Origin of the sequence: Roseospira navarrensis (genome assembly GCF_009601025.1) — a bacterium.
Classification (GTDB): domain Bacteria; phylum Pseudomonadota; class Alphaproteobacteria; order Rhodospirillales; family Rhodospirillaceae; genus Rhodospira; species Rhodospira navarrensis.
On the sequence record NZ_WIVE01000001.1, the window covers coordinates 232,728 to 249,640 of the forward strand.

Below are 16,913 nucleotides of genomic sequence, written 5' to 3' on the forward strand. Positions count from 1 at the left end.
GCCGCGTCCAACCCGGTTCAACGCGGGATCAGGCGATGCTGCTCAGGCGCTGCAGGGCCGGGACGTTGATCTCGTGCTCTTCGTCGAATTCGATGTGCACGCCCTTGGGTGAGACGTCCACGATGCGGCCGGGCCAGCGGTAGGGGGTCGAGGGCACGTCGATGGTCAGGTGCCCGCCGACCTGGGCGCCCGCCAGCGACTGCAGCCGCGCCCCGCTGCGGGAGATGTCGAGCAGCACGGCGTTTTCCCCGCGCCCCCCGGCATCGGTCGCCACATGCACGGCCAGTTCGAAGCGCTCGTGCCGGCGTCGGTCGGTGTCCGCCGTGGATGTGCGCACCAGCCGCGTGACGGTGGTGCCGAACTCCAGCACGGCCTCGTTGAGGGTGCGGGAGGTGTCCTCGACCGTATCGGCCGAGGCCTTGGCGCTGTTGGCCTCGTCGGCGACGGTGCCGATCAGGCGCGCCACCTCGCGGGTCGCGTCGGTGCTTTCCTGGACGTTCTGGGCGATCTCGTGAGTCGCGCCCATCTGCTGTTCCACCGCCGCCGACACCGTCTGGGTGATGGCGTTCATCTGCTCGATGGTGGAGCCGACACCGTTGATGGCCTCGGCCGCCTGCCGCGAGACCGCCTGGATCTGCGCCACCCGCTTCTGGATGTCGGCGGTGGACGAGGCCGTCTGCTGGGCCAGCGACTTCACCTCGCTCGCGACCACGGCGAAGCCCTTGCCGGCATCGCCGGCGCGCGCGGCCTCGATGGTGGCGTTCAGGGCGAGCAGGTTGGTCTGGTCCGCGATCTCGCCGATCAGCCCGACCACCTCGCCGATGCTGTCGCCGACCTCGCTGAGCTGCGCCACCACGGATTGGGTTTCGCGCGCCCGCTCCACCGTGGTGTTGGCGATGGCGGTGGATTCGGCCACCTGCCGGCCGATCTCCTGGATCGAGGCCGCCAGTTGCTCCGCCGCCGAGGCGACGGTCTGGGCGTTGGCCAGGGCTTGTTGGGTTGCGCCCGCCACCGTGGTGGCGTTGTCCGACACGCGGTCCGACGACGCCTTCAGGTTCTCGGCGTCCTGGGTCAGGCTTTCCGCCAGACGGCCGACCGCCGCCAGCGCCTCGCGACTGGAGGTATCGATGGTGTCGGCCATCTTCTGCAGGGCCTCGCGCCGGGCGGCCGCGTTGCGCTCTTCGGTCGCCGCCTGCTCGGCCCGCATCGCCTGGCGTTCACGCGCGCCGGCCTGGAAGTGGAGCAGGGCCTTGGCGAGCAGGCCGATCTCGTCCCGGCGCTCCTGCCCGCTGATGGCGATGTCCATGTCGCCTTCCGCCAGCGCGTGCATCTCGCCGGTGGTCCGGATCAGCGGCCGGGCGACGGCCACATGCGCGAACACGGCGGCCCCGGCCAGGACCACGACCGCGAAGGCGACCATGCCCAGGTCGAACCAGAGCTTGCCCAGGGCCGCGTCGATCTCGGCCGTAATCTCCTGGTCCGCGCCGGCCGCGATGGCGGCGCCGGCGGTCTGCACGGCGGCGATGGTCTCGTTGGCGACGGCGATCCACTCCGCCGCCTCGACCGGGTAGGCGCCGAAGCTCGACGCGGCCGCGTAGACCGAGCCGCGGGTGTCCGCGTAGGCGCCGGTGAACACGGCCCGGGCGGTGTCCACGGCGGCGGCCAGGTCGCCGGACAGGCGTTCGCTGCGGCGCAGGGCCGAGGTCCAGGCGTTGTCCATGACGCCATCGAACCCGAAATTCGTGGCCTGAAGGTCTCGCGTCAGCAGGCCCTTTTCCCCGATCACGCGGGCCAGCAGGATCTTTTGCCGGTCCGCGTATTCGGAGACCCGCCACATGTCGGTGCGCAACTCGTACAGGCTCAGCAGTCGGGGCGACACGATCTCCGGCAGCAGGCCCTCCAGCGCCAGGGTCAGGTCGGCGACCGCCATGGTCAGGGCGTTCATGGCGGGGACCCACTCGTCGTCCAGCGCGCTGAAGGAATCGATGGATCGGGTCTCGAACACCCGGTCCAATTCCGCGCGGTGCAGGGCGATCGGCTCCAGGCGCGCGGTGACCGCGTCCATGTCGTCGTGCAGGGTCTCGTGATCCAGACGTTCGAGCGTCTCAAGGCCCGCCTGCAGGTGCGCCATGGCCTCCGCCCGGGCGGCTCGCGCCCGTTCGATGCTGTCCTCGACCGGGCCATCGGGTTGGCGGATCACCCGGGCCGAGGCGCCGCGCTCCCACGCCAGGCTCTCGGCCGCGTCGATCAGGGCCTGGGCCGCCTGGTTGGTGGTTTCCACGTGGCGCTGGGCCTGCAGGGCCTGCCAGGCCTGGTACCCGTTGAGGGACGCCTCGGCGATCAGGCCGAGGCCCAGGACGCCGACGATCGCCCCGATCTTGTGGGCCAAAGACAACCGTATCATGTGCATGCTCTTAAGTGTTCAGGCCCGAAGGGGCGACGACGGTGGGACCGATTCCCGAGTCCGGACCTGGAACCGGCGCGCCCCGCAACAGAATTTCGAGGAACACCTCCATGTTGTAAGGATATTGTTGCCAGTCCGTCAATACGCCGGATCGGCTATGACGTGTGGGCCGTGCTGCGGGGTCTGTTTCCGTTATTTGCGATAGCGCTCCACAACCCAGGGCTCTTGATGCGCGTCGGCGATCCATTCGCCCATGGCCGGCAGATCATAGATCGCCTGGACGTACCGGGCCGAAATGTCGTCCAGGGGCACGCCGTAGGTGCGGAAGCGCGTGGCCACCGGCGCGAACATGGCGTCCACGTTGGTGAACCGCCCGAACAGGAACGGCCCGCCGGCCCGGTGGTGGGACCGGCAGTCCTGCCACAGCGCGCAGATGCGGTCGATGTCGCGCTGGACGGCCGCCGGGATCGGCCCGGGGTCCAGGGTTTCGCGCACGTTCATGGGCATGGCCTCGCGCAGGGCGGCGAAGCCGGCGTGCATCTCGCAGGCGACCGTGCGGGCGAACGCGCGGGAGGCCCGGCTGTCCGGCCACAGGCCGGCCTCGGGATGGCGCTCGGCGATGTATTCCAGGATCGACAGGGACTCCCACAGGGTCAGCGTCCCGTCGTGCAGCACGGGCACCAGACCGGCGGGCGAGTGGCGCAGAATGCGGCCGTGCGTCTCGGGCTGGTCAAGGGCGATGACCTCCTCTCGGAAGGGAATCCCCGCCACCCGCATCGCCAGCCAGGGGCGCAGGGACCACGACGAATAGGCTTTGTTGCCGATGACCAGGGTCAACTCGGACATGGGAGAGGCTCCAGTTGGTGACCGTCCGCGTGCACGCGCGCCGGGGGCCCCGGCGGAGCGGACCGATGAACGGGGCCAGTCTATCGCATGTCGTCAGCCGCTGCCCGCACATCTTTTGGGGCCAGGGCCGAAGCTGGCGCTGGGTGCGCTCCGCAGGTCGAGCCGTCGCCCGTGCGCGGCATAGACCCGGGCGGCGTGGCGGACGGCGGCCCGCATGCGGTCCGGCTTGGGCAGGTGCCACGTGCGTCCCGGCCCGAAATACGCCGGGGCCGCATGGTTGGGGTCGGGGCCGCCCGAGGTGACCACCGGGCCGGTGATGCGGGCCGAGGGCGGCAGGCGGTAATCCAGGTCGAGTCCCACCGCCGTCACCGGGTCGCAGCCCATCAGGAAGGCGAGCTGCAGCGCGAGATAGGCCACCGTCTGCCCGGCATGCAGCGGCCCGAGGCCGGTGGAGGCGAACCCCGGGGCGGGGCGCCGATCGCGGGGGTCGTACCACGACCAGTCCACGGGCAGGGGCAGGCGAAGACCGTCCCCGTCGGGCGGCAACAGACCGGCGTGGTCGGCGGGCAGGATCAGGGGGCACCAGTCGAGGGCGGCGAGGGCGGCCGCCTCCTCGGTGATGACGCGGCGGTCTTCGACCACGTGCCACGTGGGCGTCAGGCGTCCCGCCCGGTGCAGGCGCCAGGCGCCGTTGAAGGCGAACGTGACCACGCCGGGCCGGGCGAGGGCCGCCAGCGCCGCCGCCGTCAGGGATGGGCCGTTGCCGACGATCACGGCGGGGCGTCCGGCGTGCAGGTCCACCAGATCGTCCAGGCGCGCGCTTGGCGGCGGGGCCGGGGTGGGTGCGGGGCGTCCCGCCAGGCCCAGGCCGGGCAGGCGGGGCAGGGCGTCCGGGTCGCGCCGGGGCCAGCCGTCGTCGTGCCCAAAGTCGTGCCGAAGCCCGGCCGGGATCAGGGCTCCGCCCGCCGGGCCCGCGTCTGGTCCGGCGCATGCGGCGGCACAGTCGAGGGGGCGCAGCACGGTCCCGAACAGGCCGGGGCGGCGCGGCGCATCGTCGGGGATGGGCCGACAGCCGAGGGCCATCGGCGCCGTGGGGGCGGGGGCGAGGGCCGCCAGCCGCGCGAGCAGATCCCGGGGCGGCGCCACGCCCGGCCGCAACAGCAGGGTCGCGCGGTCGGGGTCCGGGGGTGGTCCGTCGGCGTCGCACTTGGCCGGGTCCACGAGGTGGCGCACCCGGATGCGCGGGTGCCAGGGCGCCAGGGACTCCCGCAGGCGCCGGTCCGGCGGGCCGCGCAGAGCCACCAGCACGGCGAGGTCGCGCCCGGCGGGGTCGGCGTCCAGCAGGTGGGCCAGGGTCACGAGGGCGGCATCGGTCTGGCCCGGCTGGACGGGCAGGACGACGGCTGGTGCGCCTCTCACCGGGCGACGGCGGCGGCCGGGGCGCGCCGGGGAATGGTCCCCTCGGCCAGGATGGCGGTCATGGCGTCCTGATCCACCGGCTTGCTGAACAGGTAGCCCTGGCCGACCTGACAGCCGTTCTCCCACAGGAACTGGATCTGCGGCTCGGTCTCGACACCTTCGGCCACCAGGTACAGGCCCAGCGCGCTGGCCATGCGGATGATGGCCTGCGTGATCGCCATGTCATCCTCGCTGTCGGGGATGTCCTTGACGAAGGAGCGGTCGATCTTCAGGGCGTCGATGGGGAACCGCTTGAGGTAGGACAGCGACGAATAGCCGGTGCCGAAGTCGTCGATCGACAGGGTGATGCCGATCTTCTTGAGCGACCAGAGGGCTTCCACCGCCTCGTTCGGGTTCTCGACCAGCATGCTCTCGGTCAGCTCCAGATCCAGCAGGTCGGGTTGAATCCTGGACTCGCTGAGAATGCCCTTGATGGTCTCGGCCAGCTTCTGGTCGCGGAACTGGCGGGCCGAGAGGTTGACGCCCACCCGCACCGGCTGCAGGCCCTGATCCAACCAGGCGCGGATCTGCCGGCAGACATCGCGCAGCACCCATTCCCCGATGGGCACGATCAGCCCGGTTTCCTCGGCCACGGGGATGAACTCGAACGGCGAGATTGACCCGATGTCGGGCGACTGCCATCGCAGCAGCGCCTCGGCCCCCACCACGGTGCGGGTCGTCAGGTCCACCTTGGGCTGATAGTGGACGGCCAGCTCCCCGCGCTCCAGCGCCCGCCGCAGGCCGGTTTCAAGCTGCAGGCGGCGCACCATGTCGTCGGACAGCCGGTTGGTGTAGAACTGGAAGTTGTTGCGGCCTTTCTTCTTGGCGAAGTTGACGGCCGTGTCCACGTTGCGCAGCAGGTTGGAAATGCCACCCCGGGTGCGCGGATAGATGACCACGCCGATGGAGCCGGAGGTATAAATCTCGCGGCCGTCCACCTCGAACGGGCGGGACAGGTCCTGCAGCATGCGGTGGGCGATCTCCGCCACACCGTCCTCGGACTCCAGGTTCTCCAGGATGACCGTGAATTCGTCGCCGCTCTGGTGCGAGACCGTGTCGCCCGGCCGGACATGGCTCTGCAGGCGCCGCCCGGCCATCTGCAACACGCGGTCGCCGGCCGGGTGGCCGAGGGTGTCGTTGATGTTCTTGAAGTGGTCCAGGTCCACGAACAGGATGCCCAGCATGGTGCCCCGGCTGTCGGCGCGGGCGATGGCGGCTTCCAGGCGGTCGCGGAACAGCGCCCGGTTGGGCAGGCCGGTCAGCGGATTGCGCGTGGCCAGGAACAGCAGGCGCTGTTCGGCGATCTTGCGTTCGGTGATGTCCCGCATCACCCCGATGAACAGGGTCCGTCCGCCGACCGCCATTTCCGAGATGGCCAGCTCGGCCGGGAAGGTGGTGCCGTCCTTGCGCCGGGCTTCCACCTCGCGGCCGGTGCCGATCACCCGGCTCTTGCCGGTGCCCAGATAGCGGCGGACGTGGTCCTGGTGCTGGCCGCCCATCTCCTCCGGCATCAGGATGGAGACCGGCTTGCCGACCACCTCCTCGGCCGTGTACTCGAACACGGCCTCGGCGGCGGCGTTGAACGTCTCGATGGTGCCGTCGGTGTCGATGATGATGAGGGCGTCCACCATCGTATCCATGATGCGCGACAGCCGCTGTTCGCGCTGCACCAGTTGTTCGGTGGCGCGCAGGCGCTCGCTGACGTCGCGCGCGACCAGCATGTAGCTGACCCCCGGACCGTCCGGGTCATAGGGGATGGCCGCCATCTCCACGTCGATCACGCGCCCGCGCATGTCCAGCATCCGGGCGGGCACGCGCGCGGGGCGGCCGATCAGGGTGGTCTCGGCATCGTCCAGGACGGCGCGGCTGTCCTCGTGCATGTACAGGCGGATGTCGCGCCCGATCAGGCTGTTGGACGGCCACACGCCCAGGATGGCGGCGCCGGCGTCGTTCATCAGTTCGATCAGGTTGTCCCGAACCACGCAGATCAGGTCCGGCGCCAGGTCGATCAGGTGGCGATAGGTCTTGTCGGCGCGGGCGATATCCTGCATCCGGCGCAGGTCGAGCTGATCGTTGATGATCTCCAGCATGCCGTTGCCGGAGCGCACGATGTCGTCGATGTACGTGCGGTACTGCGCGTTTTCCAGCGGGCCGAACACGCCGGCCTGGATGACCTCGGCGAAGCCGATGATGCTGTTGAGCGGCGTGCGCAGTTCGTGGCTGATGGCCTGGAGGACCTGCGTCTTGGCGGCGTCGGCGGCCTCCGCCTGCTCTAGGGCGCGCGCCACCCGCTGCTGTTGCACGTGGCGCTCGGTAACATCGGTCAGGGTCAGGGCGACCCCGTCGCCCAGGCCGCTGGCGCTCATCCGCACCCAACGGTCCTGCCCCCCGTTGGTCCGTAGCCGCTGTTCCAGGGTCAGCGGCGTGCGGCTTCGCGCCACCTGGGCGAGGGTATCGACGAGTTCGGGCCAACCCCACTCCGCCACCAGCGCCCGCAGGCCCAGGTCCGCGATCTCGCCGCCCTTGCGGCCGACCAGCGCCGTGAAGGCGGGGTTGACCAGCAGGCAGCGGAAGTCGATCACCCGTCCGCCGTCGCTGTCGCGAACGCATTCCAGCGCCGCGAGGCCGTCGCCGACGGTGTTCACCAGGGCTTCCAGGAACGCCCCTTCCGTGGCCAGGGCGCCGATGGTTTCCTTGCGCAAGCAGGCATAGTGGATCGCGCGGCGCAGGCTTTCCGGGGACAGGCCGTCCTTCGACAGGTAGTCCTGGGCGCCCCGGCGGACGGCGGACAACGCGGTCTGGTCGTCGTCGGTGCCCGTCAGCACGATCACCGGCATGGCGGGGGCGGACGTCAGGATGGAGTCCAGCGTTTCCAGGCCAATGGAATCGGGCAGCGTGAGATCAAGGATGACCGCGTCGAACCGTTCCGCGGTCAGGCGGCTGCGGGCGGCTTCCAGGCTGTTGGCCATGACGGTCTCGAACCGCGTTTCGCTGTCCTCGTCCAGCAGAGCCGTGACGAGGGCCGCGTACGTCGGGTTGTCCTCGACCAGAAGGAGTCGCACGGTGTTCGCTTTCTCTCCCGTCGCCGGGGTGTTGAGAGCCCGTCCGGGCGGAGCCGCGCGGTTTTCAAGGCGCGGGCGCTCGGGCACAAAACCATGTGGCGTGGAACAGCCCCCTTTGATCCCGTCAGAGTGCCGCGCCCGACCGCCGAAGTCCAGTGACATGCGCCACAGGATGTGTCCGGACCGCCCCTGACCGTGCCCCGGAGCCCCCGCCGCATCGGCGGCACGACTGTCGTGCCGGGTCCGCCTCGGACGCCCGCAGGTCGCGGACGTGTCGGGTTGTTGCGCGCCAGGATGTTCACCGCGCGCCTCTACACGGTCCGGGCCCTGCGCCCTTTCGCGTCTAAAGACGCAAATCAATCAAGACGCACCCGGCGCGCGCTTTTTGTCGGATGGGTCCCGGGCGGCGGCAAGAGAGGGGCGGGCCGGTCCCTTCGGTGACGGGTCGTGCCGACGTGTCCCCAGGGCATGGCCGTGCTCGTGCTCGTGCATGGCTCCGAACGGGACCCTTCCCACATCTGGGCCCGAGGGCGCGCCTCACGGCGTTCCGGAATCGGGGTCCGACAACTCATCGGCGAGTCGCAGGGCCTCGGCGCGGCGGAAGGGTCGGGTGCGGCGCGGCGGGGCGCGGCGCTCCGGTGTCTCCGTGGCCTCCGCGGTCTCCCGAGGCGCGACGGTGTCGGGCGGGGCCGGGGTGGCTCCCCACAGCGGCGGGGCCGCCCGTGGCGGCTGGGGGGATGGCGGTGGCGATGACGCGGGGACCGGCGCTGAGTGGGGAACGGGTTCGGGAACGGGGTCCGGATCGGTGTCGTGGCCCGGCGCGGCGGTGACATCCGGTTCGGTATCGGGCTCCGCAGGGTCCGCCACGGGGGGCAGGGCGGCGGCAACGATGACCGTGTCCGTGTCCGTGTCCGGCTCCGGCTCCGCCTCCGCCTCCGCCTGCGATCCGGTGAGCGCCGCCCAGGCCGCCGCGACCGCCGGCAGGGTGTCGCCCCCGCCGCCCGCGTCCGCCAGCAGCGCCAGCACGTCCGCCGGGCGAGCCACCCGGCCCGGCAGTCGCACCGTCCAGGCATCGGTCGCCAGCGCCACCGCCAGCCCCTGCACCGGCACGCCGTCGGCCCGCTCTCGAACGGCCGCCATCACCTGATCGAGCACGGGCAGCGGGTTGGGCAGGTCGGACCCGGCGGCCTCTCCGATCCGCCAGGGGCCGGACCGGGGCGCGGCGGTCGGCGCCACCGCGCTGGCCACGGGCAGCAGCACCATCACGGCATGCTGCAGGCACACGCCCGCCGCCACCGCCAGGGGATCGGCACGGACGGCGGACTCGTCCGGGAGGGCGCTCAGGTCACGCACGGCCGGCGGCGGCGTCGAGACGGTCAGCCCCGCGTCCCGCAGGCCGTCCAGCAGGTTGGCCCAGGCGCGGGCCGACGCGGTGGTTTCGGCGCGGGGCGCGGGCGGGGCGTCCCCCGTCCGGCCGCGTCCGCCCAGCAGGCGGCCCAGCAGGCCGGTCCGGCCCCTGCCTGCGGTCTCGTCGGTGCTCGCTGCCATGTCGGGTCTCCCGGGCTCGCCTCACGGGGAGTGTGCGGCCGTCGCCGCCGGTCGTCCAGGGTGTGTGTGGGGCCGTCAGCCGTCGAGGCCGAGCACAGCGAGCGGGTCCACATGCGCGGTCACATGGTCCGCCAGCGCGTCAAGGGCGGCCTCCACCCGGGCTTCGAACGCGGGGCCGACCTCGCGCCCGGGCCGCAGTCCCGCCAGCAGGGCGGCGCGTGTGGCGTCCCGGTGCAGCAGCGCATGGAGGTAGCAGCCCAGCACCCGCCCGTCCGCGCGGGCCGCGCCCTTGGCCGCCAGCCCCTCAAGCGCCGCAAGTGCGCCCGGCCAGGGCCGACCCGCATCCGGCCCGCTGGTCACCCCCATGTGCATCTCGTAGCCCAGCGGCCCGTCCCGCAGCGTCTTGGTCGGGCCGATGACGGTCTCCACGTCCAGCAGCCCCAGACCCTCCGCCGCGCCGGGCGGGCCCTCGATGCCGTCCGGGTCGGCCACCACGCGGCCGAGCATCTGATAGCCGGCGCAGATTCCCAGCACCGCGCCGCCCCGGCGCCAGTGGGCGAGCAGGTCCACGTCCCATCCCTGGGCGCGGAAAAAGGCCAGATCCGCCAGCGTGGCCTTGGAGCCCGGCAGCACCACCAGGTCCAGATCGCCGGGCAGCGGCTGGCCCGGCTGGATGAAGGACAGCGCCACGTCCGGCTCGGCCGCGAGCGGGTCCATGTCGTCGAAGTTGGCGATGCGCGACAGGCGGGGCACACCGACCTTGAGCGGCGCGCGGGAAAGACCGTCGGGGCGGGCGGCGGCCGGGCTCTCCAGGGCCACCGCGTCTTCCGCCGGCAGGTCGCGGGCGCGGTGGAACCAGGGCACCACGCCCAGGCAGGGCAGGCCGTCCGTCCGGTCCGCGATCATGGCCACCGCGGGGTCGAACAGGCTGGGATCGCCCCGGAACTTGTTGATGACGTAGCCCCTCAGCAGCGCCCGTTCCGCCGGTGGCAGCAGCGCCCAGGTGCCGACCAGCGACGCGATCACCCCGCCCCGGTCGATGTCGGCCACCAGCACGACGGGCGCGCCGGTCTCCAGCGCGAAGCCCATGTTGGCGATGTCGCCCGCGCGCAGGTTCACCTCGCTGGCGCTGCCCGCGCCCTCGACCACCACCACGTCGGCCGCGGCGCGCAGGCGGGCGGCACTGTCCAGGACGGCGGGCATCAGGTCGGGCTTGAGGCGCGCATAGTCGCGCGCTCCGGCATTGCCCCAAACCTGTCCCTGCACGACCACCTGGCTGCCCACGTCGGTCTGCGGCTTCAGCAGCACCGGGTTCATGTGGATCGAGGGCGGCGCGCCGCAGGCGCGCGCCTGCAGCGCCTGGGCGCGGCCGATCTCGCCGCCCTCCACCGTCACGGCGGCGTTGTTGGACATGTTCTGCGGCTTGAAGGGGCGCACGGTCAGGCCCTGGCGGGTCAGCCAGCGGCACAGGCCCGCCACCAGCAGGGACTTGCCCACGTCCGAGCCCGTCCCCTGCAGCATGACCATGCGGCCCGGGCGCGCCCCCCGCAGGGCCGCGAGGGTGTCCGACTCAGCCACCACCGCCCACGGGCGCCTGCAGGGCCTGGATCAGCGGCCGCGAGACGGGATTGGCCACCGGGGTCTCGAACAGGATGGTGCGCGGCAGGATGCCCGGGGTGTCGTAATAGGCCGCGTTCCAGTCGTGGCGCGGCTCGATCACCGCGCCTTCCAGGGCGCCGCCGCCGAAGATGCCCCGGCTGTGCGAGAACGCGAGAATGTCCTGGTTCACGTCGGTGGTGCTGCCGGTCGAGACCCCACCGCCGTACAGGCCGAAGGTCACGTTGGCGCCGGCCTCCAGCTTGAACTGGTCCTTCAGGATGGCCTGAAGGCCGGCGTCCGTCATCACCAGCAGGATGATGCGGGCATCCTGGGCGCCGATCTGCAGGCCCACGCTGCCCGCCGCCATGCGGTAGAACGCCGGCTCCGAGAACGCCCCGGTCTCGTCGCGCACCGTCAGCACGGCCGAGCCGTAAGCGCCGCCCACGACGAACCCGGCGCGGAAGAAGCTGGGGATCACCATGACCGCCCGGGCGCGGGCCAGGAAGTCGTTCATGTCGGCCTGGAAGCCGCTGTCGGCGCGCAGCTCGGTGACCGTGGCCGCCGCGTCGGAGGCCGTGCCCATGGCGCGGGCCAGGGCCTCGGCGCGCGCCGGGTCGTCGCTGCCCCGGGTGAGGGTGGCCGTGCCCGCCGTGGCGCTCGGGGCGGGCGCGGCCAGACCCGGCGCGCTCGGCGCCGTCGGGGCGTCGGGCGCGGCCAGATGCGGGCGCGTCCCCGGGCCGCCGTCGATCACCCGGGGCGGGCTCAGCGGCGGGTTGGCCCCGGTGGAGCCCGTGGTTGCGCCCGTGCGCGGGCCGGCGGTGGGCTCGATGGGAAGGGGCGGCTGGTCCAGTTCACCCAGGCTGGGGTCCAGCGTGCCATTGGACGGCCCGATCAGCGGCACCGGCTGGCCGGTCTCGCCCGACTGGGCCAGGACCGGCGCGGGCGGCAGCGCCATCAGCAGGCCGACGGTCGCCAGCAGCGCGGCGCGGCGGCCGTCGCGGCGGCGGGGACGGGAAAATCGGGACTGGCGGACACGGCCCACGGGCGGCTCTCCTCTGTTCGCGGTCGGGGGGGACCCCTGTGGTCTGACAGTCTCACCCCATCGTCAAGACATCCCATCAGAATGGCAGCAATATGGAGACGGTCGGGCGCGACATCCCCGACCCGCCGTTGGTGTCGCGCGGGCCTCGCGGCTCCCATATACTCCGGCAAAACCGGAGGGCGCACGGGGCGCCCGCGCCAGGGTCGGCGGCCCCGCCGCCCCGGCTCACTGAATACCGCACGAGAATGAAAACCAACGGCGTGAAACTGGACGAGCGCGACCTTCGGATCATCGAGATCCTGCAGCGCGAGGGCCGTCTGTCGAAATCCGAACTGGCGCGGCGGGTCAACCTGTCGTCCACACCCTGCTGGGAGCGGCTGCGCCATCTGGAGGACGCGGGCATCATCGAGGGCTACGAGGCCCGCGTCTCCCTGAAGGCGTTCGGGCCGCTGACGCAGGTGGTGGTGACGGTGGAGCTGGAAAGTCATCTGCCGGAGGAATTCGCCCGCTTCGAGGCCGCCGTGCAGGCCCATCCGGAGATCTACGAGTGCGACAGCCTGGGTGGCGGGATCGACTACGTCATGCGGGTCATGGCCCGCGACCTGGAAAGCTATCAGGCGTTCATGGATCGATTCCTGGGGTCGGGGCTGGGGATCCGGCGCTACTTCACCTATGTGGTGACCAAGCCGGTCAAACACACCCCGCCGCCGGTGACGCGGATCGGCGGGAGCGGGTGAGGGGGATTCCTGACCTGTAGGGCGGGTTCGCGCCGAAGGCGCAACCCGCCGCCTGCGGTGCCGTCCTACTCAGGTGCCGTCGGTAGGTTCCCGACATCTCCGGCCCAGTCCGGATCGAGAACGCCGTTCCCGACAAACCTGTGAAAGGTCGAGTAAGGCCAGTCCTTGACCCACGTGGCGTGGCCGTGCCGGACGGGGTTGAAGTGAACGTAATCGACGTGCCGCGCGAAATCGCTGTCGGACCGGATCGTGTGTTCCCAATAGCGACGCTGCCAGAGTCCCCGTTCGCTGCGGCGCTGTCGGGTCGATGACAGGGTTTCGGTCGCGGGCAAGGCCTTGCTGAACAGGAGTTTGATCAGGCGCCAGCGTGTTGCGTAGTCCGCGTCACCGCCGGGGAGCGTCCAGATGCAATGCATGTGGTCGGGGAGCACGACCCAGGCGTCGATGTAAAAGGGGCGCTGCGTCCGAACCTGTTGCACGCATTGGCGAAGCACGTCGATGTGATCGACGAGCAGGGATTTCCGTCGCTCAAGCAATGCGACCGTGAAGAAGTAGCTGGCACCCGGAACCCTGTTGCGGCGGTAGTTTGGCATGGTGAGCCTCGAGCAGGACGCGACCCTTATAGGGGATCGCGTGGTGCTGCTGCAATCATTTGGAATGTCTGGTCTCCGGTCCGCCGTATTCGGGACCGCACGTGGCGGATTGCCCCCGCCGCGTTTCCCTTTCGGGAAACGGGCGGGGTCGAATCCGCCCTACGCGGGTTGATCGTGACCCTGGAGGGCGGGTTCGCGCCGCAGGCGCAACCCGCCGCCAACGGTTCCGCCCCCGGCGGGTTGCCCCGCGTTGCGGGGCGGCTCCGCCCTACGCGGCTTGGACGCACACCCTGATCCCAGGCAATCTGCCTGCCCAGGCCGCGTGGATCAGGCAATTCCTCTCCCGGTCCGGCACACATAAGAACCACTTTCACCGCCGCGTCCCGTACTCTGGACACATCGACACGACCCCGACCTTTACCAGGGAGACTCTCATGCTGCGTCCCACCGACGGCGCGGACACGCCGCCCGTGTCCCTGTCCGATCCCGGTCTGTTCCGCACCCACGCCTATGTGGGCGGCCAGTGGTGCGACAGCGCCTCCGGCCGCGTCGTGCCGGTCACCAACCCGGCCGACGGCTCCACCGTCGCCAGCGTGCCCGCGCTGACCGGCGAGGAAAGCGCCGAGGCGGTCAATGCGGCGCACCGTTCGTTCTGGGACTGGTCCCACACCCTGGGCTGGGAGCGCTCGCGCATCCTGCGCCGCTGGTACGAGCTGATGGCGGGGGCGCGCGAGGATCTGGCCCTCATCATGACGCTGGAACAGGGCAAGCCGCTGTCCGAAAGCCGGGGCGAGATCGACTATGCCGCCTCGTTCATCGAGTTCTACGCCGAGGAGGCCAAACGCCCCAACATCGAGGGCGTGACCAGCCACCTGCCGGATGCCGAGGTCGAGGTCTGGCGCGAGCCCGTCGGCGTGGCCGCCCTGGTCACCCCGTGGAACTTCCCCTGCGCCATGATCACCCGCAAGGCCGCCGCCGCCATGGCCGCCGGTTGCCCGGTGGTGGTGCATCCGTCGCGGGAAACGCCGTTCTCCGCCCTCGCCCTGGCCGCGTTGGCGCACCGCGCCGGCGTGCCGGCGGGCGTGTTCAACGTGGTCACCGGCCGCTCGTCCGAGGTGGTGCCGCCCTGGATGGCGGAACCGCGCGTGCGGGCGCTGTCGTTCACCGGCTCGACCGAGGTCGGCAAGCTGCTCTACCGCCAGTCCGCCGACACCGTGAAGCGCATGGTGATGGAGCTGGGCGGTCATGCCCCCCTGCTGGTGTTCGCCGACGCCACCTTCGACGAGGCCGTGGCCGAGGGCATCAAGGCCAAGTTCGCCACCTCGGGCCAGGACTGCCTTGCGGCCAACCGGCTGTTCATCGAGCGACCCATCTACGACGCCTATTGCGAGGCCTTCACCAAGGCCACGGCGGCGCTGACCGTCGGGCCGGGCCTGGATGATCCGGACATCGGCCCCCTGATGAACGAGGGCGCGGTGAAGAAACAGGAAGAGCACGTCGCCGATGCGCTGGAGAAGGGCGCGCGCCTGCTGTGCGGCGGCAAGCGCCACGCCGCCGGGCCGCTGTTCTTCGAGCCCACCGTGCTGGCCGACGTGCCGCCGGATGCGCTGATCTGGCAGGAGGAGACCTTCGGCCCCGTGGCCGCGCTGGCCCCCTTCGATACGGAAGAGGAGGCCATCACCCGCGCCAACGCCAGCGAGGCCGGTCTGGTCGCCTATCTGCACACCAACGACCCGCGCCGCATCTATCGCGCCAGCCGCGCCCTGCGCTATGGCATGGTGGCGGTCAACCGGACCAAGGTGACCGGGGCGCCCATCCCCTTCGGCGGCTACAAGCAGTCCGGCATCGGCCGCGAAGGCGCCCGCCTGGGCATGGAGGCTTATACCGAGGTCAAGTACGTCTGCCGCGACTGGGCGTGAGGCGACACCAGACCTGAATCCCATCGCCGGACGGGGGCGCCCCGTCCGGGTTGCGGCTTGACGAAAAGGAAGATCAAACAATGCTCACCAATGACCAGTTGTCCGCCTGGGACCGGGCGTATTTCATGCACCCCTCCACGCATCTGGCCCAGTTCGCGCGCGGCGAGGCGGCGAACCGGATCATCGAGGGCGGCAAGGGCGTGTTCATCGAGGACCGCGACGGCAACTCGCTGCTGGACGGCTTCGCCGGGCTGTATTGCGTCAACGCCGGTTACGGCCGTAGCGAAATCTCCGACGCCATCGCCGAGCAGGCCGGCAAGCTGGCGTACTATCACGCCTATGTGGGGCACGGCACCGAAGCCTCGATCACGCTGTCCAAGATGATCCTGGACCGCGCGCCCAAGGGCATGAGCCGGGTCTACTACGGCATGAGCGGGTCGGACGCCAACGAGACCAACATCAAGCTGGTCTGGTACTACAACAACACGCTGGGTCGCCCGGAGAAGAAGAAGATCATCTCGCGCTGGCGCGGCTATCACGGCTCCGGGCTGATGACCGGCTCGCTGACCGGGCTGCACATGTTCCACAAGCAGTTCGACCTGCCGTTGCCGTACATCAAGCACACCGAGGCCCCGTACTTCTACCACCGGCCTGATCGCGGCATGAGCGAGGCCCAGTTCTCCGCCTGGTGCGCCGAAAAGCTGGAAGCGATGATCCTGGCCGAAGGGCCCGAGACGGTGGCCGCCTTCATCGGCGAGCCCGCGCTGGGCACGGGCGGGCTGGTGCCGCCGCCGGAGGGCTATTGGGACGCCATCCAGGCCGTGCTGGACAAGTACGACGTGCTGCTGATCGCCGACGAGGTGGTGACCGGCTTCGGTCGCCTCGGCTCCATGTTCGGGTCGGACCACTACGGCATGAAGCCGGACATCATCACCATCGCCAAGGGCCTGACCTCGGCCTATGCGCCGCTGTCCGGCTCGATCGTGTCCGAAAAGGTCTACGACGTGCTGATGCAGGGCACCGACGAGCTGGGGCCGTTCGGCCACGGCTGGACCTACTCCGCCCATCCCATCGGCGCGGCCGCCGGCATCGCCAACCTGGACCTGATCGACGACCTGGGTCTGGTGGGCAACGCGGGCACCGTGGGCGGCTACCTGAAGCAGGGCCTTCAGGCGGCGGTCGGCAAGCATCCGAACGTCGGCGAGGTGCGCGGCGAAGGCCTGCTGTGCGCCGTGGAACTGGTCGAGGACCGGGCCGGGCCGGCGTTCTTCGATCCGGCCAAGAAGATCGGAGCCAACGTGGTGGGTGCGATGCTCAAGCAGGGTGTGATTGCCCGCGCCATGCCGCAGGGCGACATCATCGGCATCGCGCCGCCGCTGTGCCTGACCCGGGCCGAGGCGGACACCATCATCGAGGCCGTGCGCACCGCCGTGGAAGAGGTGCTGGGCCAAGGGTGAGGTCCGTAGGGCGGGTTCGCGCCGAACGCGCAACCCGCCGCCGGATGTGCTGCCCTTGGTGGATTGCCCCGCGTCGCGGGGCGAATCCACCCTACGTCGAATGAACCGGACCCCGTAGGGCGGGTTCGCGCCGCAGGCGCAACCCGCCGCCCATGGTGCCGCCCTTGGTGGATTGCCCCGCGTTGCGGGGCGAATCCACCCTACGTGGCTGAAGAGGCAACGTCATCCTGACGCCGCGAAGCGGCCGA

At 70.9% G+C, this 16,913-nt stretch carries 11 protein-coding genes; 3 read left to right on the forward strand and 8 right to left on the reverse strand.

The window, feature by feature from the left end:
* Positions 1 to 28: 28 nt before the first annotated feature.
* From GHC57_RS01095 to GHC57_RS20370, 7 genes are all read right to left on the reverse strand, one after another.
* A complete protein-coding gene (locus GHC57_RS01095) occupies positions 29 to 2,404 on the reverse strand; it encodes a methyl-accepting chemotaxis protein (RefSeq protein WP_170294599.1) in 2,376 nt (791 codons plus the stop codon).
* Between the two features lie 192 nt (positions 2,405 to 2,596).
* On the reverse strand, positions 2,597 to 3,250 hold the full coding sequence (locus GHC57_RS01100; protein ID WP_153340210.1) for a glutathione S-transferase family protein: 654 nt from the start codon (positions 3,248 to 3,250) through the stop codon (positions 2,597 to 2,599).
* Positions 3,251 to 3,343: 93 nt separating this feature from the next.
* Positions 3,344 to 4,609, reverse strand: a complete 1,266-nt coding sequence (locus GHC57_RS01105; RefSeq protein WP_153340212.1) for a motility associated factor glycosyltransferase family protein — start codon at positions 4,607 to 4,609, stop codon at positions 3,344 to 3,346.
* 56 nt (positions 4,610 to 4,665) lie between these two features.
* Positions 4,666 to 7,770, reverse strand: a complete 3,105-nt coding sequence (locus GHC57_RS01110; RefSeq protein WP_170294600.1) for an EAL domain-containing protein — start codon at positions 7,768 to 7,770, stop codon at positions 4,666 to 4,668.
* Positions 7,771 to 8,307: 537 nt separating this feature from the next.
* Positions 8,308 to 9,318 carry a hypothetical protein gene (locus GHC57_RS01115; protein WP_153340216.1) on the reverse strand — a complete coding sequence of 337 codons (1,011 nt, stop codon included), beginning with the start codon at positions 9,316 to 9,318 and terminating at the stop codon, positions 8,308 to 8,310.
* 75 nt (positions 9,319 to 9,393) lie between these two features.
* Complete coding sequence (locus GHC57_RS01120; RefSeq protein WP_153340324.1) at positions 9,394 to 10,839, reverse strand: cobyric acid synthase; 1,446 nt, start codon at positions 10,837 to 10,839, stop codon at positions 9,394 to 9,396.
* 49 nt (positions 10,840 to 10,888) lie between these two features.
* Entirely contained in the window at positions 10,889 to 11,959 is a 1,071-nt protein-coding gene (locus tag GHC57_RS20370; RefSeq protein ID WP_153340218.1) for a YSC84-related protein, read from the reverse strand.
* 245 nt (positions 11,960 to 12,204) lie between these two features.
* Between GHC57_RS20370 and GHC57_RS01130 the strand changes: the two genes are divergently transcribed.
* Positions 12,205 to 12,696 carry an Lrp/AsnC family transcriptional regulator gene (locus tag GHC57_RS01130; RefSeq protein ID WP_153340220.1) on the forward strand — a complete coding sequence of 164 codons (492 nt, stop codon included), beginning with the start codon at positions 12,205 to 12,207 and terminating at the stop codon, positions 12,694 to 12,696.
* 65 nt (positions 12,697 to 12,761) lie between these two features.
* Here the strand turns inward: GHC57_RS01130 and GHC57_RS01135 are convergent, their stop codons facing one another.
* A complete protein-coding gene (locus tag GHC57_RS01135; protein ID WP_153340222.1) occupies positions 12,762 to 13,289 on the reverse strand; it encodes an REP-associated tyrosine transposase in 528 nt (175 codons plus the stop codon).
* Between the two features lie 434 nt (positions 13,290 to 13,723).
* On the opposite strand from GHC57_RS01135, the gene GHC57_RS01140 reads away from it, so the two are divergent.
* Both GHC57_RS01140 and GHC57_RS01145 read left to right on the forward strand, forming a co-directional pair.
* Positions 13,724 to 15,208 carry an NAD-dependent succinate-semialdehyde dehydrogenase gene (locus GHC57_RS01140; protein WP_153340224.1) on the forward strand — a complete coding sequence of 495 codons (1,485 nt, stop codon included), beginning with the start codon at positions 13,724 to 13,726 and terminating at the stop codon, positions 15,206 to 15,208.
* Positions 15,209 to 15,288: 80 nt separating this feature from the next.
* Positions 15,289 to 16,665: an aspartate aminotransferase family protein gene (locus GHC57_RS01145; protein ID WP_153340226.1), complete on the forward strand. Its 1,377-nt coding sequence runs from the start codon at positions 15,289 to 15,291 to the stop codon at positions 16,663 to 16,665.
* Positions 16,666 to 16,913 lie beyond the last annotated feature (248 nt).